Consider the following 22,038-nt stretch of genomic DNA (forward strand, 5'->3'; position numbering starts at 1 on the left):
CCGACCCCAAGCCCTACGTCTGGACCAAGACGGCGGACGAGATCCTCGAACGCCTCGCCTCATATCTAAACAGAATTCCTGACTCAGAAGACTAGAGCAGACCCGGATCATCGCGGCCGCCAACAAGATGGCGGGCCGCACCGTCGTGAACTCCCCGCGGAAACTGCCCCCCGGGCGCCGCGCCCGCCCGCCGTCTGCCCCGCTCCACAGCCGGAGCCCGCCAACGTCGACGACGACCAGGAGCTGGTCCTCCAGGAGCTCACCCGGGAACAGGTCCTGGACTGGCGCAACCGCGCCGCCGCCGACCACCAGCTGGTGTTCGACCACATCGACCGGTACGGCGAGCTGTCGGCGCAGCGCCTGTTCACCCGGGCGTTCGTCGCCCAGGTGCAGCGGCTGGCCGGCCTTGGGCACCTGGACCTCGGCTACACCACCTGGGGGCAGGCATGAGCGACGGCGAGACGTCCGGCGTCGACCTGGCCCGGGTCGCGCTGCGGGCTGCGATGGAGGCGGCCCGGAAAAACGGCAACGGCCAGAAGGCGAGGAAGAAGCCGCGGGCCGTCACGGCGGTGCGGCGCGACGGGCGCGAGCCGATGGGCCTCGGTGCTGCGATCGGCGCGCTGGTCACCGAGCGGGCGTGGGAGCTCCCGGCCGCCGGCGCCACGCTGCGGGAGCGGTGGGCGGCCATCGCCCCCGAGCTCGCCGGGCACGTCGCCGCCGTGTCGTACGACCCGGACTCCGGCCGGCTCACTGTGTGCCCGGAGTCATCGGCGTGGGCGACGAAGGCCCGCCTGGAGCAGGCCCGTGTCATCGCGACCGCCAACAAGGCGGCGGGCCGCACCGTCGTGAGCTCCCTGCGGATCCTGCCGCCCGGTGCCGTGCCCGTCCCCGGTCCGATGGATGCTGTCCCGGCGGACCCGGCCCCGTCCGCGCCCACCGGTCCGGCGAAGACCAGGGGGACGGCGTGCGAGGGCTACCGCCGCGCGCTCGCCGCGCTCCAGGAGGTCGCGGTGCCCCGCCGGGTAGACCCAGGCATTGCAGAAGCGGTTGAGCGGCAGAACCGTGCGATGCGCGAGCTCAGCCGCCGCGCGTTCCCCGAGCCCGACGTCGTCGTCCCGGGCGATGCGCCAACCCCGATCGAGCAGGCCCGCGTCCAGCGCCGCCGCCAGGCTGCGGCCACCGAGGCCGCCGCCCTGCGCCGAGCCCGCGCGGAACGCGCCGGGGCAGCCATTCCCGCGGTGTCACGGCAGGCATCTGGTGAAGTGGCGTGAATCGATGCCTTGATGACCCCGGAGCCCGGACCTGCGGTGCCAGCCAGGGGTCGTTTCAGCAATGCGGAGGGCTCGAGGATGGTTGGATGGCGATGCCGCTGCGGATGGGCCAGCGGGCCGGGACGGGCGGGCGAGATGGAGGCGAACCAGTGAGTGACCGGAGTTCCATTGAGTGGACCGAGGCGACCTGGAACCCGACGACCGGTGTGATCGCGTCTCGTCCGGCTGCGACAACTGCTACGCCCTGACTCTTGCTAAGCGGCTCAAGGCAATGGGGGCGGCGAAGTACCAGAACGACGGCGACCCCAAAACTTCCGGGCCCGGGTTTGACCTCACCATCCACCCCGATGCCCTCTGGGGGTCACGTACGGGTGGAAGAGTCCGCGGACCGTGTTCGTGAACTCCATGTCGGACCTCTTCCACGCCCGCGTCCCGCTCGACTTCGTACGCCGTGTCTTCGCTGTCATGGCCGAAACCCCGCAGTACACCTACCAGGTGCTCACCAAGCGCGCCCGCCGACTGCGCCAGGTCGCCGATCGGCTCGACTGGCCGCCCAACGTGTGGATGGGCGTCTCCGTGGAGACGGCGAGGGAACTTCCGCGCGTGGACGATCTGAGGCAGGTGCCGGCCACCGTACGGTTCCTGTCCTGCGAGCCGCTGCTCGGTCCGCTCGACGGGATGAGCCTGGACGGCATCCACTGGGTGATCGCTGGCGACGAATCCGGACCGAAACCGTGATCACCCCGAGAGCGAGGTGAACGTTTGCTCGGAGGAGACGCGGTGCACCGGCGATAGGTATCTCCGGTAAGCGACAGGCAAGGGTGCGTCCCGTGGGAAGTGGTCCGGTAACCGGTGCGTATTCCGTTGTCGTGCGGCAAAACGGCTCAGCTGCGGTCCTTGACGGTCAGGAGGTCGGTTCCCATCAGCTCCAGGTCCACCGCCTGCTCAGCCTTGATCCGCCCGTGATCAGAATTCACGCGGTGGATCGAGGTTCAGATGTCTTGTGGCGCTGCCGGGCAGCACGCATCTCCGTAAGCGCCACGACAACGATCCCGACGTTCAACGGGAAGGCCACAGCGTTGGCCACTTCTGGTATGTCGAAGGCGCGAAGCGCGCTCGCGATGTTGGAGGCGAAGAAGAGGGCGAGCGGGAGGTACCGTCGCCACCAGGGGAGATCCTTGATCCGAGCTACGGTGACGGAACACCACAAGGTGAGGGCAAAGACGGCGATACCGATGGCGGCGACGGCAAACAGCATGGGGAGGGACTTTCGCTTTAGGCGGTCGTGGACCGCAGTCGATCGATCATAGGTGGGGTGGGTGTGCCCCAAGCTCACACGTGGGGCACACCCACCCCTTGCCGGATCAGTATTCAGGCATCAGCCGTTGGTGTAGACGATCCGGTAGCTGGACACGTAGGTCCGTGATGTCCGGGCCCAGCTCCAACCGCCGGTCCGGGTCCACTTGATACCCGACCAGGCTATCCGGTAGGTGGTCCGGTCACGGTAGGAGTACTGGTAGCGGGTCTCGTGCGTAGCCACGATCTTCTGTCGTCCCCAGCCGTACCAGGCCGCGACACGACATTTGAAGACGTACTGCTTGCGGTAGCGGTACTGGCGCTTCCACGAGGTGATCGGCAGAGGGCCCCAGTCACCGCTGACGACATCCCAGGACCAGTGGTAGTTGTAGTTCTGCCAGCTGCCATAGCTCCACGCAGTCGTACGCAGGACCGTAGTGAAGGTACGGCCGGTCCAAGCGTGCTTCGGCACCCGGCAGGTGGCGCATCCGGTCACGTCTTCGCTGTTCACCGGGTCGGCGCACGCATAGTCATACGCGTTACAGCTGCCCCCCGGCACGGGGTCGGTCGACAGGAACCGGCCGGTAGCCGGGTTGTACAGGCGCACACCCATGAGCAGAAGGTTCGTCCGCGTCTCGGAGGAGCGGTGCTGACCACCGTGCCAGCCGTAGCGGACCGTGCTGGTGTCGTCGGTGCGGTTGCCGAACTCGTCCGTGCCGAGGACCGTAGCCGACGTACCGGCCGCGGTAGGCAACTGCATCACGACGTCGCCGTGCAGGTTGACCAGTTGGAGCACCGTGTCACCGGTCTTGCCGGTCGTGGCTACCAGCCCGCCGTCGAACCCGTTGACGTTGCGGGTCAGCGCCCCGGTGGCGGTGTCTTCGACGATCCAACGCGGAGAGTCCGCGTCGGAGCCGTAATGGTTCAGCTTGGACTGGGTCTGCGTCCAACTGCCGGAAGCGTTGGACTCGGTCGTCCAGCCGCGGAAGCGGAGCTGGGAGTCGAGGGTCCAGGTCTGTCGCTGGGAGCCGGCCGTCTGCTGGCGTACCAGGTCGTTGGCGTAGTACGCGAGCGTGGTGCCGGGGACCGCGGTGGTGCGTCCGAACGCGTCGTAGGCGTAGCCGGTGTCTACGAGGCGGTCGCCGCTGTCGTGGGTGTGCGTGGTCGTGGTCGCACCGTTGGTGGTGCAGTCCAGGCCCGGGGCCGCGGCCGCGGTGGAGCGCGTCTTCCGGTTGGAGTTCTTGTCGAAGGTGTAGCTGCGGGTGACGCAGACGGCGTCAACCGTGTCGTCCTGGGTCTTGGTGAGTCGTCCTGCCTTGTCGTAGCTGTAGGTCTGGTTGGCGGTCTGCCCGGCGGAGCCGGTGTAGGTGGCTCGCTGGCCGTGGACGGTGGGCAGCAGGTTCTCGGAGAAGAGGATCGCGCCGTCGCTGTCGCGGGTGTACGTGCGCTCTGTCGGCTGTCCGGTGGGGTTGGTGCTCTGACGCATGGTGAAGCCACCGGGCAGCTTCCTGCTCAGCACTTGGCCGTCGGCGTCGTAGCTGGCGGTGAAGGTGCCGGCCACCGAGTCGGTGATGGAGGACAGCAGGCCGCGCGGGTCGTTCGTGGTGTCGTACCCGTACGTGGTGCTCGAGGGCACGTTGTCGCTGACCTGGATCGGCTGGCCCTCGGCGTCGTACGTGCTGGTGGTCACACCCCCGTCGGCGTCAGTGTAGGAGATCAGGCGGCCCAGCTTGTCGTAGGACTTCCTGATCGTGCCGCCGTCGGTGGACGTGATCGTGGCCACCTTGCCACTGGCCGGGTCGTACGTCGTCGTGACCGCGGGGACGGCCGTGCCGAGACCACCGGTGACGGTCACCTTTGAGGCCCGACCGGCGGGGTCGTACTCGGTCGTCTTGACGCGGGTGCTGCCGTTGGCGGTCTCGGTCAGCTTGGCGGTCTCGCCCCAGCGGTCGTACTCGGCGAGCGTGGTGACCAGCTCGGCCGGGTTGCTACCGCCGCCGCTGACGGCCGCGGCGGGCCGGGTACGGCACACTTCGTCGGCCCACTCGGGACGTCCCCCGCACACGCCGGTTCCGTCACCGGTGTAGTACTCGGTGATCAAAGTTCCGGCGTCCGACCCTGTGGAGGCCGGCAGGCTGCGGCTGATCTGCCGCCCAGCTGCGTCGTACGTCGCCTTCTCAGTGATGGCGAGGCCGCCCGGGTCCTGGATGGTGCTGGTCGGCTGCCCGTTGCTCCAGTCGAAGACGGTCTGGGTCACCCGGGGGTCCGCGGTCAGCGTCGACCAGTTGCGCGGCTGGCCGCCTTCGGTGGACTTGGTGACCTTGTCGGACACGGTGGCGCTGCCGTCGGTGGGACGACCGCCGTCGTATTCCTTGACCGTGCGGTGCCGGACCATCAGCTGCTCGCCTGCCGCGGCCACGGTGGTCGTACCATCCTTGAGGTCCGCTTCGAGCACCACTCGGTGCAGGGGCCCCAGGGTCTCCAGCTCGCGTGAGCCGTCGGCGTTGTAGATGCCGCGGTTCGACAGGAGCTCCGCGCGCTCGGCGGCCGGCAGCGTGGCGATGCCGAGATCCGCGAGCGTGGCCTTCTCCGCCGCGGTGGTACCGAGGGCGAGGGCGCGGTTGGCCGCAGAAAGCTCACGGACGGTGTTGCCGAACTGGTCGTACTCGGTGGTGGTGACGTTCTTCGCCGGGTCGAGCGTGTTGACCTCGCGGCCAGACGCGTTGAGGTAGTGCACCATGGCACGCCGGTAATCGGCGGCCGTCAGCGCGCTGCCGTCGTTGGACGTCGGGCGTGCGTCCGTGGGAAAGATCGCGGTGGCGTCGGTGGGAGCATCGAGCTGGCCCCATGCCTTCACGTCGGCCGCACCCATGGCCTGGGGAGCGTTACCACCCATCAGGGGCACGCCATAGACCACGGTCGTCTGGGCGGTGTTGCCGTCGGTCTCGGCGGCAGAGCCCGGCTTCAGCGTGGGCCGGCTGACGTTGAGGAGCATGCCCTCACCCGTCACCGGATCGCTGCCCACCTTGCCGTAGGAGAAGGTCCACGGAAGCTGGCCGGGCGGGGTCATCTGAGTGACGCGGCCCGCCGAGTCGTACGCATAGGTGGTCTTCAACTCCGGGGAGATCCGCGGGTCCCAGGTCTCCCGGAGCCGCCCGGACTCGTCGTAGGCGTACTTGACAACGGTAGTCGAGGTCGAGGACGCCGCGCCGGGCGAGGTCGCCCAGACACGGATCTCGGAGACCTGGTCCTTGACGTCCCCGAAGACCGAGGAGGTCGCGGTGGTCGAAGGTGCGTAGACGAACTCCAGGACCCGGCATCCCTTGGTGGACGGGCTGGCCTCGCACGTGCCCACCGTCACGGCACTGGTAGCCGCGATGATCCGCTTAGGACGGGCAAGCACTTTGCCGTTCACGGTCACGGACTCGGAAACCACATCGGTGGTGGAGTTGGCGTGGCCATCCAGCAAGGAGCGGCTGACGGTCCAGGCGGTGCCGGCGGTGCCGACCCGGCTGAACGTGGTGACGGTGCCGTCAGTGTCCGACAGCGTGAGGTCACCGCTAGTGAGGCTGCCCTTGAGCGACAGGTTCTCCGCGCCCGGTTCGGGAATCCAAGCCGTCTTGGTCGCATTGGCCGTGAAGGAGATCGTGCCTCCATCGGCGGTGACGGCGTCCAGCGACGTGGCCGAGGTCTTGCGGATCTCGGAGTAGTCGGACTGCACAGCCTGAGCGGCCGTTCCCGCCACCCACTCCTTGCCGAAGATCGCAGCCCTGCCCTCCTGGCCCGCGCCCGCGGTAGGCGTACGCGAGGAGGCACTGCGTGTCACGCTCATGTCGAGCACGGAGACATCGGTGCCGGACAGCGTGTAGTCACCGGTCAGCAGGTTGACCGAACCGGGGCCGACCTCGGAGGCCGCAGCACTGTCAGCGTTGTGGTCCACTACGACAGTCAGTGGCTGCGTGGCACCGGTCGCGCTGTTCGGACCGGTGAAGTTCGCCTTGATCTGAACCGAGCCGTCGGGGTTGACGGTGTCGGTGGCGTTCCACACCAGCGGCGCGTTCTTGCCGTTCACCAGCGGCACCGGCCAGGCGGTCAGCGGAGTACCACCGGACGTCACCTGCCCGGCGGGAATCTGCACCCACGGGTCGGCCTCGGAACGCCGCCAGGAGAAGGACACTTGGTCGTACTTACCCGCGTCGGCCTCGGCGACGAGGGGCAGCCGGCGTGCGGTGCGCTCACCGTCGGCGGGTTGAACGAATCCGCCGGGTCCGGCGTGGAAGGTGTAGGAAATCGGCTCGGACCTGTTGTCGGCCTTGTCGACCTGCCGCACCTGGAGGGTGTGGGTGCCGTCCTTGGGCGGGGTGACGCTGATGGCCTTGGCGGCGGTGGAGCCGCTGGTGACGACCTTGGTCCAGGTCACGCCGTCGAGGGACCACTCGAGCCAGTTGTGGTCGGTGCCGTTCGGGGTGACGGTGAAGATTCCGGCCTGGCCCGCGCCCTTGACCCACGCGTTCGACGGGTAGTCCGTCGAGGTGATGCCGGTCGGTGCGGACGGGTTGGTGGTGTCGACCGTGAAGGTTTTCCACGCCGACCAGCCCAGGTTGTAATGGGTACCGTCGTAGGGGCTGCTGCGGAACTGGTACGTCTTGCCGTTGGTCAGCACGCCGGCCGGCACGACGACCGGGGCGGGCTGGCCCGAGGGCACGAACGCGGACCGCAGGACGGCGCCGACCTGGGTGTTGGTGGCGGTGTCGTAGATCTGGTAGGCGCCCTGGATCTTGTCACCGTCGGGATCCAGGAACGTGTCGCGCAGCGTCGGCGTCACCGTGTTGACGGTGTAGGCGCCACCGTAGGAGAAGTACGGCGGACCGGCCTCCTGCTTCGTGCCCGTGCGGGGCCGGTAGTTGTAGGTGACGACCAGCTTTGGCGGATTCGTGGCGGCGTTGGCGGAGTTGACCCGCTTCCACTGGCCTGTGATGGTCTCGTCGGAGGCGCGCAGGCCCATGTGGGACCTGGCCGCCTTGGCCGACGCCCATTCCTGCACCATCGTGGTGACGTCGGCGTTGATCCAGCCGTCCGGCTGGGTCGAGCAGGACGGGTTACCGCGGGTCTCGGAGGACGTGGCCTTCTTCGCGATCCACGACGGCTGGGCCGTCCAGCGCGACGAGGTCGACGCGGCCCCGGTGGACCAGACCTCCCATGGCTGGGTGGGGCAGGAGGTGCCGGTGTAGTTGCCGGAGTGGAAGTTCCACAGGGACAGCTTCGCGTCCATCACCAGCGCGTCGGAGATCGGCGCGGTGTTCCACGAGATGAAGGAACGTGCGGTGCGGTAGGTTCCGTCGGCGTTCTTCGTTCCGGGGTTGCCCAGGTCCAGCTCGACGTCCGTGGACCAGTCGACCGTGGTGCCCTGCTGGACATAGGTGTCGAAGACGTTCGACAGCGACGAGGTGGACGGGTCGACCGTCACCGGGTACTTCGTCGCTGGATCGGCCAGGAAGGCGGCGTCCGGGGTGAGGACCAGGTCCACGCCGTCCTTGGTCCTGACGACATTCATCCCGACCTTGACCTGGCGCGTGTGCTTGCCAGAGACAGGGTCGACCGTCGCGTCCCACATCACCGGGGCAGGCATGACCGCGGTCTTCTTCGACTTCTTGTCGATGAACAGCACACTGCCGTCGGCCTGCTGCTCGACCTTCAGCCCCTTGGCCTTCAGCGGCATCGTGTAGCTGTAGCCGTCGGTGGCCGGCTTCTGCTTCAGCTCGACGAACTGCTCGAACCCGGTACGGGTCGCCTCGACCACCACATCCGCGCCGGGTACGGCGTTGACGTATTCGGCGCGCGTGCCGTTCAGCTTCGGTTGCGGCAGTCCGCCCTTCCACTGCAGCGTGATCTGCTCATCGCCCTCGCCCAGGGTCACCAGGTCGGTGGCCTTGGACGCCTGTGCCGCCTTGAGGGAGGCAGGCGGCGTGCCGGTCTTGCCCGCGAGCTTCAGGCCGCGGGGGTGGGCCTTGGCTTCTACCTGCCCGTCGGAGAGGCTGACCAGGTCGAGATCGACGTCACGCCAGTCCCCCGTGTTCTCGTCATGGAACCGGATCGGTCCCGCCGTTAGTTCCGTGGTGAGGGAACCGTCCTTGTTCGCCCACGTGGTCGACGTCTCGGTGCGCTCCGACAGCGCCTCGACACGCTTGCCGGACAGTCGCGCAGCCACACGAGCCGAAGCGATGTCCGCCGCCTGAGTGACCGCCTGCTCCTGCCTGGGCGAAGCGCTGGCAATCTCTGGTGTGCTGGCCATCGCGGCAGTGCCGTCGATCAGGCCGAAGCCCAGGGCCAGAGTGAGACTCCCCGCTACGCAGCGCAGGCTCCCCCCGGTCCAAGACCGCCCGCGCTCCTCTGGCGCGGGTATGTGAACCCTCATGATGCCTCAGTCTTCTTGTGTCCACATGCAAACCACGTGTGTGGCGCACATGTGACGATAGCGAAGAGTAAAAAGGGCATAAGGTGATCAACGTCATGTAAGAACGAACGCTCCAGTTGCGCCCAGGCCTGTGAAGAACCTCTCCAGCCTCAACAGTTGCTTCATAAACGGAAGTGACGCATCCTGTTGATCGCAGCGGGACAAGCGCTCCGTCAAAAGGTCGGCTTGCGCCGTCCCTTACTGGTCATCGTGCGTCTCGCCGAGTACCAGCTCCCCATGTTGCGGCGCGCACTGTCGTTCTTTCCAGCAGTGCGGACTGCGCCGACCTGGTCGCTGCGTCCGGTGTCCCAGGGAGCTGCCTTCGCCCGAGACCTTGGTGTGCGCGATATGTGAAGACCAGCTGCTTGTTGCAGGCGGGCAGATCAGGTGAAGGGGCGGGGTCGCGTGAAGCGGCGACGGATCGTAGGGGGCACGGCTGCTGCCGTGGCGGTGGGGATGTCGGGTGTCCTGGTGTTCCAGGGGGCGAGCGGTGACGTCGACGGCCGCACTACCACGGAGGCGAAATCCGGGCCGGTCAAGGCCGATACGCGTACGGCCGCGTTGAGGACCAGTGGTGACCGCCGCAGCGCGTCGCTGAAGCAGGACCGCGCCAAGCCGTTCAGCATGCTGGGCATCACCTGGACGGACCCGGCCGCGACGGTCGGTGGCACGGTCGAGGTCCGCACCCGCGACGCCGCCACCGGGCAGTGGTCGCCGTGGCTGAAGCTGGAAAGCGACAGCGGCCAGGGCGAGAAAGGAGCCGCTCGCGGCGGCACCGAGCCGGCCTGGGTGGGACCGTCCGACGGGGCCGAGGCGCGGGTCAACGCGGGCGGCACGACCTCCGCCGGACTGCCCGCCGGGCTGCGGCTGGACATGATCGACCCAGGCACGGGCAGCCGGTCGGCGATGGAGCCCGCGGCGTTCGGCATCGAGGAAGGCGAACAGCCCTCGCCGTCGGACTCGGCCTCCGTGGAACCGGAGCCCAGCGCCACGGTGACGTCCGAGCCGCCGCCCGGTAACCCGTCCGTCACCGACGAGCCGAGCGCGGACCCGACGGTGAGCGAACCGGTCGGCGAGCCCACCACCTCCAGCCCCACACCTTCCGATCCGGCGTCGTCCTCCCCCGCAACGAGCCCCACGCCCACGCCTACACCCACACTGACGGCGACGGTCCCGCCCGCTCCGCCGTCGACCGTCCCCCAGCCGCCCATCACTTCCCGCGCCGGCTGGGGATCGGACGAGTCGATCAGCCCGGAGGAACCGGGCTATTTGCCCGGCGGCAAGATCAAGGCGGTCGTGGTCCACCACACCGCCGCATCCAACACCTACACCTGTGAGCAGGCCCCGGCAGTGGTCCGCGGCATCTACGCCTACCACGTCAAACAGCTCGGCTGGAAAGACATCGGTTACAACTTCCTCGTCGACAAGTGCGGCACCCTCTACGAGGGCCGCAAGGGCGGCGTGGACCAGCCCGTGCAGGGCGCACACGCCTACGGCTTCAACGCCCAGACGACCGGCGTCTCCGTGCTCGGCACCTACACCGACACCGCTCCCTCGCAGGCCGCGATGTCCTCGGTCGCCCGGATCGCCGCCTGGAAGCTCGGCCAGTACGGCGTGGACCCGGCCGGCACCACCACCCTCACCGCCGGCGACTCCGGCCGCAACTACTCCGGCAAGACCTGGACCAAGGGCGCCCAGCTGGCATTCCCCACGATCCACGGCCACCGGGACGGCTACAACACCCAGTGCCCCGGCAACACCTTCTACAACCAGCTCGGCACCATCCGCTCCTGGGCTGCCGGGCCTGTCACCGGATTGGCGATGACGTCGGTCACCGGCGCGGGCCTCGCGGGGTCGACGTACTACACCAAGGCCGCCGTCACCGTGAACTGGAAGGCAACCACACCCGCTTCGCTGATCACACGGTACGAACTCCTCGTCGACGGCCAGACCGTCGCCACCACCGCGGCCACCGCCACCTCCGCCAAGACGGCCCTCACGGCCGGCACCCACAAGGTCGCCGTACGCGCCGTCCACCAGTCCGGAAAGACCGCCACCACCACGGCGGCCACCGTGATCGCCGAGACCACCGCACCCACCTTCACCACCAAGCCCGCCCTCGCCCTGCGCACCGGGACCGTGAACACCACAGCCGTCCCCCTCACCCTGAGCTGGAAGGCCACCGACAGCGCGGCGCTGAAGGAAGTACGCCTCACCACCCCCGTGGCCCGGACGTACGGGCCGACCCTCTACAGCGCCGCCCACACCGCCAAAGCAGGCGTGTCCACCTCGTGGTCCCTGACCGCCTACGACCAGGCCGGCAACACGGGCACCGCCTCCGTCACCGGAGCCCCGGTGATCCTCCAGGAGACCGCAGCCGCCAAGACCAGTACCTGGGCGGTCAAGTCCTCCACCAGCTACCTCGGTGGCCAGTCACTCACCAGCTCCGCCACGAACGCGAGCCTCACCTGGACCTTCACGGGCAGGTCCGCCGCCTGGGTCGTCTCCCGCGCCACCACCTCCGGCCAGGCACACATCTACGTCGACGGCGTCAAGACAGCCACCGTCGACCTGAAATCCGCCACGACCAAGTACCGCGACGCGATCTGGACCAAGACCTGGGCGTCCAGCGCCAAGCACACGGTCAAGATTGTCGTAGTGGGCACCACAGGAAGGCCGGCCGTCACCACCGACGGCCTCGTCTACCTCAAGTAGCCGGTATCCGGCGGCCGTGAAGAAGGGCCACAGGATGTGAGCATCGGACAGGCCGATGACCGCATCCTGTGGCCCTCCTTCCAGGTAGGGACCCCTCCGGGATGGCTACCGCCGCGTCCTCGAACCCAGCGTGCGGTCGCGCCGCCGTCCCTGGCGGCCGGGCCGTCGCGGAGGCGGTCGTGAGGGCTCGACGGGGATTCCCCGCAAGTTCTACCGGCGGTAGAATCAGGGGTATGGGTAAGCCGACGAGCATCAAGACCAGCGAGGAAGTGCGCGACCGCCTGCGTATCCTTGCCGACGAGCGCGGCACCACCATCACTGAGCTGTTGGAAGAGCTCGCTTCCCGCGAGCTCACGGAATCCGAGCGTGAGCAGCGTGCTGTCGAAGCGGCCCGTGAGCTCGGCATCGAGTACAGCGAGCAGGTCCAGCAGGTCGGGCAGGATGCCTGGGCGAAGATCCGCGCCCACCAGGGCGGCGCCGCCGCATGAACCTGACGGCCGTCCTGGACCACACTGCTCTGGCCGCTCTGTATCGTGCGGAACCCTTCTTCACCGGCCTCTACGTCGAAGCCTCACGTGGCACCGGCCGCGTCCTGATCCCGTCGCTCTCCATCGTCGCTGCCGAGCGGCAGGACGCAGGCGCGGGCAAGCACGCGGCATCGCTGCGGTTCGCGGAGAACGTTCCGTTCACCGCCGCGCACGCGGTGGATGCGATGGACTGGAGATATACGGACTGGCCGGTGGCTCACGCGGCTGCCATTGCCTGGCAGGCACTAAAGGCAGGGGAGCCGCTCACGGTCCTGTCGCTGGAACCCGAGCTGTATACGGGCACCGGCATCACTCCGCTGAACCCCACCTGACCGCGCCCAGGACGATGGGGCAGACCACGTTCAGGAACGAGCACGAGCGTGGCTGTCTGCCCGGGGGTTTTCACCATGTGCGAGTGCAGCTCCTGGTCACCGGCCTTAATGCCGCCCGCGCTGGTCACCGAGGCGATGCCGAAAGGGTGCGCGCACAGATCCGGAGACCTGCCCAGTTGCTCGAGGACATAGCTTTCCAGCAACGCCTGCGTCGGCGAGGCCGCAGGGGCCTGGTGGCTGGTTCGAAGGCCGGCGCGGCGGGACCGCTGCACTCGGCCCAGTAGCAGATCATCTTGCGGGACTTCCGGGCCGGGGTCTTCCCGCGCTGATCGGGGTGCCGGTGCCCGGCGGGGCGGCGTCGGCTTCACGGGCGCGGCCCCGCCGGGCGTATCCAGCGTGGCACACCGGCTGCTTCTCGCTACGGTCTGGCCTGCCGTTGCACTGGCGGTGCGGGCGGTCAGCCGCCGTTCAGGCCCCAGCCGAAGTCCCGGGACAGACCCCAGCCTGGCTTTCCGGCGGCTCCCCAGCCGACATCGGCGCATCCCCATCTGCTGTCGCGATGCATGCGCATCTCCTTTCCTGTACACGGCGCCGTCCGGGCGCGGTACGGCCGACCGTACTCGCAGGTGTGCGCCCCGGGAACGGGTTTCCAGCCGTCTTGGCCGACCCGTGCGACGCGGTGCCCAGCCGGACCCGGCGAATTGCGCGCCGGCCGGAGCGGGTAGGTGGCCCGTTTACGCCGGTCAGACCCGACAACCCGGGTTTCGGGTGCCGGGTTTGACCTTGGTGTGGCAGGCCGCGCGGCTCTACCAGCACACGCGGCGCCTGGCTCAGCAGCAGCGTGGCCTCGGCGTTGACGACGCCCTGACGGTTGGCGGCGACATCCAGTCGTCCGTGGGGTGAAGGCCGGTCGGTGGGGAGGTCGGGGGCGGCTGGTGACCATCAATGTGGCCGTGCTGCTCCCAGTCATCGTCCTCTGGCGGCTGCGGCGGCGTACGGAGGCCCGCAGCCGCTTCGACAAGAAGCTGACCGTCGTCATCGTCCTGGCGCTGGGAGTCCTGACCGCCCCACTCCGGCCGGTCAGGGGATCTTGAACATCCTGGGGCAGCTTGCGAGCGGCGTCACCGCCAGGCCGCGGTGATCGAGGCCGCCGCGCTGCGCAGGGCCCGTCCAGAGAAGGTCGGCGGCCAGCGGATCGAGCCGCGTCGCCTGGAGCAGACGGCGTGAGCGGCGGGTCAGCGCTGGTCTGGGACTGCTCGGTGTCCTCGCCGGTCTGAGGCACGGCTTGGTCGTCGTCGGGGGACCAGAGCGCGCGGGCCAGGAACGGCGGCAATGAGCAGAGCGAGGCGGGCTTCGTCCGGGTAACCGCCTGACTCTCGGCCTCGCCAAACAGTGCGCCGTGACCGGGGCGGACGAAGACCCGCAAAGTTTGAGTCAATCGGTTCTCTGTCCCGGTTTCACCGCCTCCGCTGTGCCTAAGCTCTGGTCCAAGCACAGACCACACGCAGGCTCAACCGTTGGGCTGCGCCTGCCTGATTGCTGGGGGAAAGTCCGTGCAATTGAGTCGTAAGACCGCTGTCCTGGGCGCTGTTGCCGCCTGCGTGACGGCAATGATGCTGCCGGCAACGGCAACGGCAACGGGGCCGGGGGAGCGTACCGCTGGTGCCGATGCGCCTGCCGATGTCCAGATCTACTCCAATGACGAGTATGTAGCGAAGTTCGGCGTTCAGCGCGCCATCGCGGAGGGAGTGCCACTCCCCGCCAACACGGGAACCCTCGCGCCTCCGCCGGATCCGTCTATTCCCTGGTACCGGATCAACTGGTCCGCGCTGGACTGGGACTACAACGACATCCCCACGCGCCAGGGAAACAATGACTTCGGGGCCAAGCATGCGGCGAGCAAGCACAACATGCGTGGGAAGAAGGCCATCAACGCCCCGTACAACGGTGTGGCCGACCGTGTGCGCGGGTCCCGCGCTGAGTACGACGGCGTCGTCACCAGTGGTGGCAGCGTTCGCATGACGATCACCAGTGTCGCTGAGCGCGGTGAGAGGGGGCCGGGAGGGGTGAACACTCCCGACGGTCGGCCCATCGGCACCGTGACCGCCTTCTGCCGGGGCCAAACGCTGTGCCCCGACTGGATCAACTCGCTTTGATCCGCACATGACGGTCAGCAGACGCGGGTAGGGGATTCTGGAGACATGGACGATTTCTCGACCCGCGTCTTGCTGACGCTGCGCCGTTTCATCGGCGTTCCCCTTCCGGGAACGGATTACTACATTCATGCCGCCTTCCCACTGGGTAGCTGCTATCGAGTGCGTGTGGAGAACTCAGCGGACGGTTCGCTCGACATTGACTTGCCGAAGCGCTTGTCGGACGGTGAGCAGGTTGGGACTTGGTGGTGCGTAGGCGTTCTGCGCCGGGTCGTCCGAATGGCGTATGACGGCGACCTCGGGTATGCCTCCGAGGGTGACGGCGACGGACGGCGGGTGATCGATGTCTCAACGCTGGTCTCGGCGGGAGATCTGCCCAGGGACGCTGACGTCACAGCACAGGACACGCTGGACTACGTGATCTCCGACCTCGCCGGGGATCCTCTCTGGCATGATGCCGCTGCGTCCGCAGCCCCGGACCTGTACCAGCTCGTTGGATTTGACCTGCGTACCCCCACTGTCGTGCGTGTTTATCTGTCGAATGACAATCGCACGATTGGCGTGGACCTCGCGCTGTACGACTCCGAGACCGGCCTGCCTCGCAATGTGGGTTGGTGGGCGTCGGCCAAGCTCATCGCCATTTTGAACCCGGACGATCACGAGACTCTTGCCGTACACCGTGTGCAGGTGGCCGTAGACCCCGTATGTGACGCGATTTACGACCTATCCAGGTGGGCATAATTGCCTGCTTCAACCTAGCGGTGCGGCGACCTGTGCAACCACTACGCTGCGTGACGCTATTCGGCCGGCACCGCCCGGCCCCACGCCGCTCAGCTCCTGTTGACCGTGCGCTCAGCTGCGGCGCGTTGCCGCGCCCCGCGAGCCGGTCGACCCTGCCCGCGTCGTCCGGCGCCGGGCGAAGGGCATGGACGCCGCCGCCATCGCGGCGGCCCTCGAAGACGCGCGGTTCGACACGCGGCAGGCTTCCCGGCACGAGGACCTGGCCGACGACGTCCGCGGCCCGGCGGAGCTCGCGGAGTGGGAGCGCCTGCACCAGCTGCTCGCCGACGCGGCCCCGGGCACCGTCTATGACCCGGACACCGACAACGTCGTCCAGGCCGAGTTCGCCGCCGACGCCGCCGCTGCCCGGCAAGCCGAGCTGCGCGAAGCCGCCCGGATCGAGGCCCACGCCGACGAGCTCCAGGCGCTGCGCGAGCTCGGCACCCTGGAACAGACCGAACCTCGCGAGGGCGACGAAGCCGTACGCGAGGAGCTCACCCGCCGCGCCGGCGGCTAAGTCCAGGCCGACGTCGACGCCTGGCTCGCCCACGCCCTGGCCGCACACCTCGGGCACTACCGCGACCCGGCCGCCCGCCAGACCGCCGCCGACCTCCTGCCGCCACCAGTCCTCGCGCACGCCGCCCTGCTCGCAGAACTCGCCCGGCTGGTCGCCGGCTCCGGCATCGACGAGCTGGCGTTCGCGGCACGGCTCCCCACCAGCGAGCCCGAAGCCGCGGGAGACCTCGCCGCGCTCCCCACCCGCGCCCGCTCCTAGCGCAGTAATCGCACGGTCTGCTCCGGCGTAAGTTCTGAGCTGCTGTCGCTCCGGGCCAGTGATGTCAGTGGCGTCTGCGATCGTGCCGGTGTGCACACTGCATCTGCTCTTCAACCAGGCATGCTGTGGCTGACGCCGATCATGCTCTTAGCCTCAGCAACGACTGGGTGGGTACTGGCCAGACGGCGCTACCGACGCCGACCGACCGCTTCCCCTCAGTGTCAGCGCTCCTGCTGCTCCCCGGCTCGCGTCGATGGCCTCGACCACCGCGAGTTCGAATACCTGATCCGCGACCTCATAATCCGTGACGGCGCGGACAAGGTAAGGAGAGTCGGGGGAGCAGGCGACAACGGCGCTGACGTTGTGGCAGTGGACCCCGCCGGTAAACGCTGGATCATTCAGTGCAAGCACCGTAAGCAAGGGCTCTCAGGTGCACCCGTGGGTGTCCGCGAGTTTCAGATCCTCAACGGCACGGGGCGCCCCGTGCATAAGGGGCATGTCATCGTCATGGTGACCAACGGGGCGGTCACGGGCAGGGCACGCAACTTCGCCCAAGATCAGAACCTTCACGTCATTGACCGCTTTGTGTTGGAAGACTGGATCGAGACGGACCGTCCTGTGTGGGAACTTCTAGGCATCGAACCCCGTCCCTGTGTAAACAGCGCAGTACCCGCTCCGAGGCCTGCAGAGCACGACTTTTCCGACGCCGACCCGAGCAGCGGGTCCGATGAGCAGCAGGAGCCTCTGTACACCCTCGCCGAGGCATACGAGGCGGGCTTCGTTCCTTGGAAGCCGACCACGATGCGCCAATATCTCGGTCGCTCGCAGCGGCGCGGAATCCCGCTGCCAAGGAGTGCCTGGGACGGACAGGCACATCACTACACCGAGGAGCAGTTGCGAACGTGGCTCGAGAACTGGCGAGCCAAGGCCGGGCCGAGCAGTAAGGTCCACGAACTCGAACTCCGCTCCGAATGAATCGCCCTCGGTTCACCTGAACAGAGTCCTGTGCCCTTCCGCCCGGCGATACCCTGGTGAGACACGCCAGTTCTGCCCTCTGGAGCCCTCGATGAGCGAACAGCCGGCCCCCGCCGACACCGCCCGGCAGCTGGAGCCCGCGGCCGCCGACGCGGTGCGCGCGTACGCGGCCAAGACCCGCGCCGACGCCGACCGGTTCGCCGCCGTCCTGGAGGACATCGCCACCAACGGCCTGCCCGACCCCGAGCAGTGCACCCCGTGGGAGGAGCTGCGCGAGGCCCACCTCGCCCGCCTGGCTCGGCAGCGCCCGGCCGTCGCCTGATGGCCCCGCAGCACGGCCCGCGCCGCGCCCGGATCGCGTTCTCCGACTCCGCCGCCAAGCAGCTGGAGAACCTGACCAGCGAGGCGGAGATCCACGCTCTGGACCGCGCCCTGGTCGTCGTCTCCGTCGCCCCCGACGTCGGCGAGCCGATCCCCGGCGACACCGCCGGCCCCCAGCTGCGCGAGTACGCCGACGAAGTCGAGCGCGTACGGCTTCTGTACTGGGTGACGGCGCTTCGCACCGTGGTCGTCGTCGCGTACCTCGAGGTCTGACCCGCGAAGGAGCCGCTGTGCCGTCGATCGTCCGGGAGCTCTCCGGCCGCCGCGAGCTCGGAGGGCTCCGCACGGTGGTGGAGTGCCGGTTCAAGGCCACCGTGCTCCGCGAAGGCCCGGCACAGGACTCCGGGGACGGGCGCGGCCTGGCTCGCGTTCTTGTGCCCGGTGCACACCGTGGACCTGGACGGGTGGCCTGGCGTCGCGGACTACCCGGACACTGGCACGATGCCGTGCGGCACGGTCCGCGGCTACCGCTCACCCGAAGGACGGCTCCAGTCGCACGCCGACCTGTGGCTGACACCGCTGACTGGCGTCGACCCGGCGGCGTACGGCGGCGCGTGGTCCGACGTCCTGGACCAGGCGGCACCCGGTCCTGCGGGACGGTCAGGGCGATGTCGGCTCGGCGCCGCCCGTGCCGGGCATTTCCAGGTGCCGGTGGCGGGCAGCGGTACGTCGGTCCAGTACGAGGTGATGGTGCCAAGGCCGGCCTGCGCGTCAACGGCGGCCTGGGCGGCGGCGCGGACTTCGGCTGGGTCGTCGGCGAGCTTGGCCATGTTCGGCTTCGGGCAATGAAGTGCGCTGGCATCTCCTGGGCGAGACCGGCGGCGGTCCGGCCGTAGGAGACCGCTCGCCGCTGGAGCGCCTCGAACGACATCTGGCCATCGGCCCACACGACCAGCTCGCCATCGAGGGCCAGGTGGTCGGGCAGGTGCACGGCCGCGGCCACGAAATCCGGAAACGACTCGGCGATGAGGCTGCGGCGGCGGGACTGCAGCAGCAGCCGGCCGGGTGCCGGCCACGGGGTGAAGGCGAGCGCCCGGTAGCCGCCGAGCGGCTGAAACCGCAGCTCACTGGGCAGCGCGCCCGGCGCGGGCACCGGGCCCGGTAGCCAACCTCGCTGCAGCTGCGGGGGTGAGGGCGCGTTTCGTGCAGCGGTGGGGGAGGCCTACCGCAGAGCGGTACGCCCACCCCCAGCAGCAAGGATGCACTTCCGTCACCGGTCACGACCTTCAGGTAAGCCGCGATCGGTCATTCCAGACGGGAGTCACTGTCTTCAGCGAGCAGCCGTTCGATCAGAACTTTGCGCTGGTCCTCATGCATCTTCTCCAGCACGAGGTCGGCGACCTGGTTGCCATCGTGCCAGGGCATCCGGATGACGCGACGCAAATCCATGACGCCGCTCTGCCCCGGGGCAGGCTCTGCCGACCCCGGTGACTGGGCTAGGACGTCGGAGGCCTCGGATCGCGGCGCGGGCAAGTTGTCACCCTGTGCCTGGGCTTGGTCCCTCATCCCGGGCTTATCACGGCGTGATGGAGCGACTGCTTCGCCCGGGGCGCCGTTTACTGCGGTTGGTGAGGCAGTCGGCTTGGAGAGGGGGCTATCACGGCGTGATAGGTCACCGGTGCTGAGCCCGATGGTGCCCGAGCCCTCCCGGGCCTTGGCAGACTCGTTGCCGGCGGTTTCACGGCGTGATAGCCCGTCAATACTGGGTGCGGCTCCCCCTGTAGCGGAGACGGCGGTATTGCTCGGGTCGGAGGTATCACGGCGTGATAGGTCAGCCCCCGGCTGGCGACGCTGGCGATCGCTCGCAGCGGCACGTGCGTCGGCCTGCTGGCGCTGCTCCTCGGGGGGCAGCTTGGACAAGTTGCGTACGTGCTCGATCTTGCGGCGCCCGGCGAGGAGATCTGCCTGTAGTTCCGGGCTGAGGTCGAGGATGGAGAGCTTGGAGGAGATGGTCGACTGGGCGATGCCCAGCCTCTTGGCGGCCTTGCTCTGCGAGCCGTAGAAGTCGACCAGCTTGCGCAGTGCCTGCGCTTGCTCCAAGGGGTTCATATCGTCACGGTGGACATTGGCTACGAAGGCGGCTTCCAGCAGCGATTCGTCGGTGGAGACAAGAGCGTTATCGACGCTGACGCGGATGGTGGGCACGCCGGCGAGGCGTGAGGCTTCGAGACGGCGGTGGCCGTCGATGACGATGTATCGGGCGCCCTCGTCGAGGTCGTCTGCTCGGTCGGGCCGCTCTGCGAGGTAGGCGTCGATGGTGGCCACGGTAATGGCGTTGATGACGCCGATCTCCCGGACGCTGTCTGCCAGGCCCTCAAGGTCCCGGAGTTCCTCGCGAGGGTTGTCGGGGTTCTGACTGATCAGACCGAGGGGGAGTTCGGTCGGGTCGGGCACCCCGGAGGTAGGGGCCCCTGTGGCAGCGCCGATAGCGGCACGGCGAGCACTGATGGGGCGCGCCTGAGCGAACGATGACCCGGCACCGAGGTTCTTGGCCTTGCTCACTTGCTGATCTCCCGGGCCAGGGCGCGCAGAGCGACGGACTGTTCGCAGCGAGGGGCGTAGGCCAAGAGCGGTCGCTTTGCCCGGACGGCTTCCTTCTGTTCCTTGAGATCGCCGATGACGCCGACGACTCGGGGATCCTTTATGTCCATCCAGGACTGCAGGGACGAGGTGGCGATGAAGCCGCGGCGGGCGTCGTAGTGGTTGACCACCAGGCCGAGGTAGTCGATGTCGAGAGCGAGGTCGTTGCGCATGTCCTCGATCTGCGAGGTGAGGAGTCCGTAGGCGTCGGCGCTGCTGTCTTCGGCCTGGACGACGATGAGGACACCGGAGTTGCCGGGGACTTCCTCGGGCCGGCGGCGTCCGTAGTAGCTGGCTGCGTCCATGCTGAGCCCGAGGCTGGGCGGGCAGTCGATGAGGATGACGTCGTAGTCGCCCTCGACCGCAGCGAGCGCTCGCTCGAGTGCGGCTTCACGGGCGCGGACAGAGGCGAGGCGTACGTCGAGGAGAAAGGCGTCGGCGCAGGCGGGCAGGAGGTTGAGGCGTCCTCCGAAGCGGTCCTCATCGATGGTGACGATGAGGTCCCGGAGCTCACCCTTGGCGTCGCCAGCCATGTGGTTGGTGAGGGAGTCACCGTCCATGGGCAGGGGTTCGTGCCCGAGTTGCTTGGTGAGGTGACCCTGCGGGTCGAAGTCGACGAGCAAAACGCGCTGGCCGAGGCCGGGGAGATCTTCCAGAGCGAGCGGGTCGCTCTTCGGCTCGCCTTCCTCTTCGAGGAGGGCTGCGAAGTGCTTGGAAACGCGGACGGGCACGAGGTTCGTGGGGTCCTCAGCGAGAGCCTCTCCCGCGCCGGCAGTGATGGCGGTTTTGCCGACACCGCCCTTCTGGTTGCAGACGACGATGCGCCGAACAATCGCCGGTCGCTTCACGGCGGGCGCAGGGTGGTTGTCGAGCCATACCTGGATGGACTGGGCCAGGCCCTGGATGAGGGACACGCCGCGGTTCTTGCAGTCGGCTCGGAACCCGGCCCACTGGTCGGCGGGCAGGAACGTGGCGAAGGACTCTGCCCCGGAGGTGTCGATCGGGCTGAGGTTGGATCCGAGCCCGCGCCATGCGGTAATGCCAGCGTCTACGGCTTCCTGCATGTCGATGCCGAGCTGAACGGCGCGAATCTTGAGTTCTTGGCGCAGCCAAGAAGGCAGCTTGGAGACGACCTTCTCACGGTCGCCCCTGGTGTCAGGTGACGTCATGAGGTCACTCTACTAACGGATACGGCATCCTTGGATGCAAGGCACGTTAGTTATCTAGCAGATGGCGGCGGCGGTATCACGCCGTGATAGGCAGCAAGTCAGTCGCTGCACCCGTTGAGGGGCGCTATCACGCCGTGATAGCGCGCATCGCTCGCTGGGATCGCGATCCCGTTCGCCGCACGGACAGGACCAATCGCCATGAACCGAGAGACCAGCGGCTCACCGCCCAAACTCTGATCACGCCGTGATAGCCCACAGAGCCTGGCACAGCATCAGCAGGGAAGTGGTGGCTGCCTTCCGTGTCGTGGTCCCTGGATCGACGGGGCGATCACTGCTGCACTTCAGTGCCTGACGCTGATGCTCTGGCTGTTGACCCCGGAGTCAGACCGCACGCGGCTGGACCGTGGTCTGTGCGAATCGGGACGGGTCGCAGCAATGGGTGTGGTCGAAACACTGCTGCATGCTCACCACATCACGCAGGGGGTGCGAGCACTGGTTACCGCCAGCACCAGTGAGCGCTGAGGTACTCCCTCCTGTGGTCCGGCGGCCAGAGGCCCTATGCAGGTGCTTCTCTGGTGCACCGGCCACGAGGAGCTCGACGGCTTCGCTGCCCCATGGGACTGGGCCAGC

At 68.2% G+C, this 22,038-nt stretch carries 17 protein-coding genes and 1 pseudogene; 14 read left to right on the plus strand and 4 right to left on the minus strand.

Translation table 11 applies throughout. From position 1 onward, the window contains the following. Nucleotides 1-315 precede the first annotated feature (315 nt). From AB0H53_RS20260 to AB0H53_RS20275, 4 genes are all read left to right on the plus strand, one after another. Nucleotides 316-450: a hypothetical protein gene (locus AB0H53_RS20260; RefSeq protein ID WP_362114912.1), complete on the plus strand. Its 135-nt coding sequence runs from the start codon at nt 316-318 to the stop codon at nt 448-450. Then, complete coding sequence (locus AB0H53_RS20265) at nt 447-1,271, plus strand: DciA family protein (protein ID WP_362114915.1); 825 nt, start codon at nt 447-449, stop codon at nt 1,269-1,271. The genes AB0H53_RS20260 and AB0H53_RS20265 overlap by 4 nt, the downstream gene beginning before the upstream one ends. A 172-nt stretch (nt 1,272-1,443) precedes the next feature. Further along, the gene (locus AB0H53_RS20270) at nt 1,444-1,671 is read left to right on the plus strand and encodes a DUF5131 family protein (protein ID WP_362114918.1); all 228 of its coding nucleotides are present in this window, start codon (nt 1,444-1,446) and stop codon (nt 1,669-1,671) included. Then, nucleotides 1,662-2,009 carry a DUF5131 family protein gene (locus AB0H53_RS20275; RefSeq protein ID WP_362114921.1) on the plus strand — a complete coding sequence of 116 codons (348 nt, stop codon included), beginning with the start codon at nt 1,662-1,664 and terminating at the stop codon, nt 2,007-2,009. Before AB0H53_RS20270 ends, AB0H53_RS20275 begins: the two co-directional genes overlap by 10 nt. Nucleotides 2,010-2,244: 235 nt before the next feature. On the opposite strand, the gene AB0H53_RS20280 is transcribed toward AB0H53_RS20275, so the two are convergent. Continuing rightward, a complete protein-coding gene (locus tag AB0H53_RS20280) occupies nt 2,245-2,529 on the minus strand; it encodes a hypothetical protein (protein ID WP_362114924.1) in 285 nt (94 codons plus the stop codon). A gap of 120 nt (nt 2,530-2,649) precedes the next feature. Beyond that, nucleotides 2,650-8,859, minus strand: coding sequence for an RHS repeat-associated core domain-containing protein (locus AB0H53_RS20285; RefSeq protein WP_362114927.1), 6,210 nt, complete (start codon nt 8,857-8,859; stop codon nt 2,650-2,652). 618 nt (nt 8,860-9,477) lie between these two features. Between AB0H53_RS20285 and AB0H53_RS20290 the strand changes: the two genes are divergently transcribed. The 10 genes and pseudogenes from AB0H53_RS20290 (at nt 9,478) to AB0H53_RS20335 (ending at nt 17,872) form a co-directional block, all read left to right on the plus strand. Further along, on the plus strand, nt 9,478-11,736 hold the full coding sequence (locus AB0H53_RS20290) for an N-acetylmuramoyl-L-alanine amidase (protein ID WP_362115166.1): 2,259 nt from the start codon (nt 9,478-9,480) through the stop codon (nt 11,734-11,736). A gap of 233 nt (nt 11,737-11,969) precedes the next feature. Then, complete coding sequence (locus AB0H53_RS20295) at nt 11,970-12,224, plus strand: hypothetical protein (RefSeq protein WP_362114930.1); 255 nt, start codon at nt 11,970-11,972, stop codon at nt 12,222-12,224. After that, nucleotides 12,221-12,595, plus strand: coding sequence for a PIN domain-containing protein (locus AB0H53_RS20300; protein ID WP_362114933.1), 375 nt, complete (start codon nt 12,221-12,223; stop codon nt 12,593-12,595). The genes AB0H53_RS20295 and AB0H53_RS20300 overlap by 4 nt, the downstream gene beginning before the upstream one ends. A 932-nt stretch (nt 12,596-13,527) precedes the next feature. Beyond that, nucleotides 13,528-13,736: pseudogene (locus tag AB0H53_RS20305) on the plus strand (hypothetical protein). Between the two features lie 412 nt (nt 13,737-14,148). Continuing rightward, complete coding sequence (locus AB0H53_RS20310) at nt 14,149-14,751, plus strand: hypothetical protein (RefSeq protein WP_362114936.1); 603 nt, start codon at nt 14,149-14,151, stop codon at nt 14,749-14,751. Nucleotides 14,752-14,796: 45 nt separating this feature from the next. Next, the gene (locus tag AB0H53_RS20315; RefSeq protein WP_362114939.1) at nt 14,797-15,489 is read left to right on the plus strand and encodes a hypothetical protein; all 693 of its coding nucleotides are present in this window, start codon (nt 14,797-14,799) and stop codon (nt 15,487-15,489) included. A 184-nt stretch (nt 15,490-15,673) separates the two neighbouring features. Continuing rightward, nucleotides 15,674-16,045, plus strand: coding sequence for a hypothetical protein (locus AB0H53_RS20320; RefSeq protein ID WP_362114942.1), 372 nt, complete (start codon nt 15,674-15,676; stop codon nt 16,043-16,045). A gap of 378 nt (nt 16,046-16,423) precedes the next feature. Next, nucleotides 16,424-17,278: a restriction endonuclease gene (locus tag AB0H53_RS20325; RefSeq protein ID WP_362114945.1), complete on the plus strand. Its 855-nt coding sequence runs from the start codon at nt 16,424-16,426 to the stop codon at nt 17,276-17,278. Nucleotides 17,279-17,369: 91 nt separating this feature from the next. Then, the gene (locus tag AB0H53_RS20330) at nt 17,370-17,600 is read left to right on the plus strand and encodes a hypothetical protein (protein ID WP_362114948.1); all 231 of its coding nucleotides are present in this window, start codon (nt 17,370-17,372) and stop codon (nt 17,598-17,600) included. Further along, on the plus strand, nt 17,600-17,872 hold the full coding sequence (locus AB0H53_RS20335; RefSeq protein ID WP_362114951.1) for a hypothetical protein: 273 nt from the start codon (nt 17,600-17,602) through the stop codon (nt 17,870-17,872). Before AB0H53_RS20330 ends, AB0H53_RS20335 begins: the two co-directional genes overlap by 1 nt. Nucleotides 17,873-18,904: 1,032 nt before the next feature. Here AB0H53_RS20335 and AB0H53_RS20340 read toward each other — a convergent pair. Beyond that, nucleotides 18,905-20,161, minus strand: a complete 1,257-nt coding sequence (locus AB0H53_RS20340) for a ParB/RepB/Spo0J family partition protein (protein ID WP_362114954.1) — start codon at nt 20,159-20,161, stop codon at nt 18,905-18,907. Next, nucleotides 20,158-21,408 (minus strand): ParA family protein, encoded by a 1,251-nt coding sequence (locus AB0H53_RS20345; RefSeq protein ID WP_362114957.1) that lies wholly within the window; start codon nt 21,406-21,408, stop codon nt 20,158-20,160. Before AB0H53_RS20345 ends, AB0H53_RS20340 begins: the two co-directional genes overlap by 4 nt. Between the last annotated feature and the right edge of the window lie 630 nt (nt 21,409-22,038).

It is taken from the genome of Streptomyces sp. NPDC050856 (assembly GCF_040653855.1).
Taxonomy (GTDB): Bacteria; Actinomycetota; Actinomycetes; order Streptomycetales; family Streptomycetaceae; genus Streptomyces.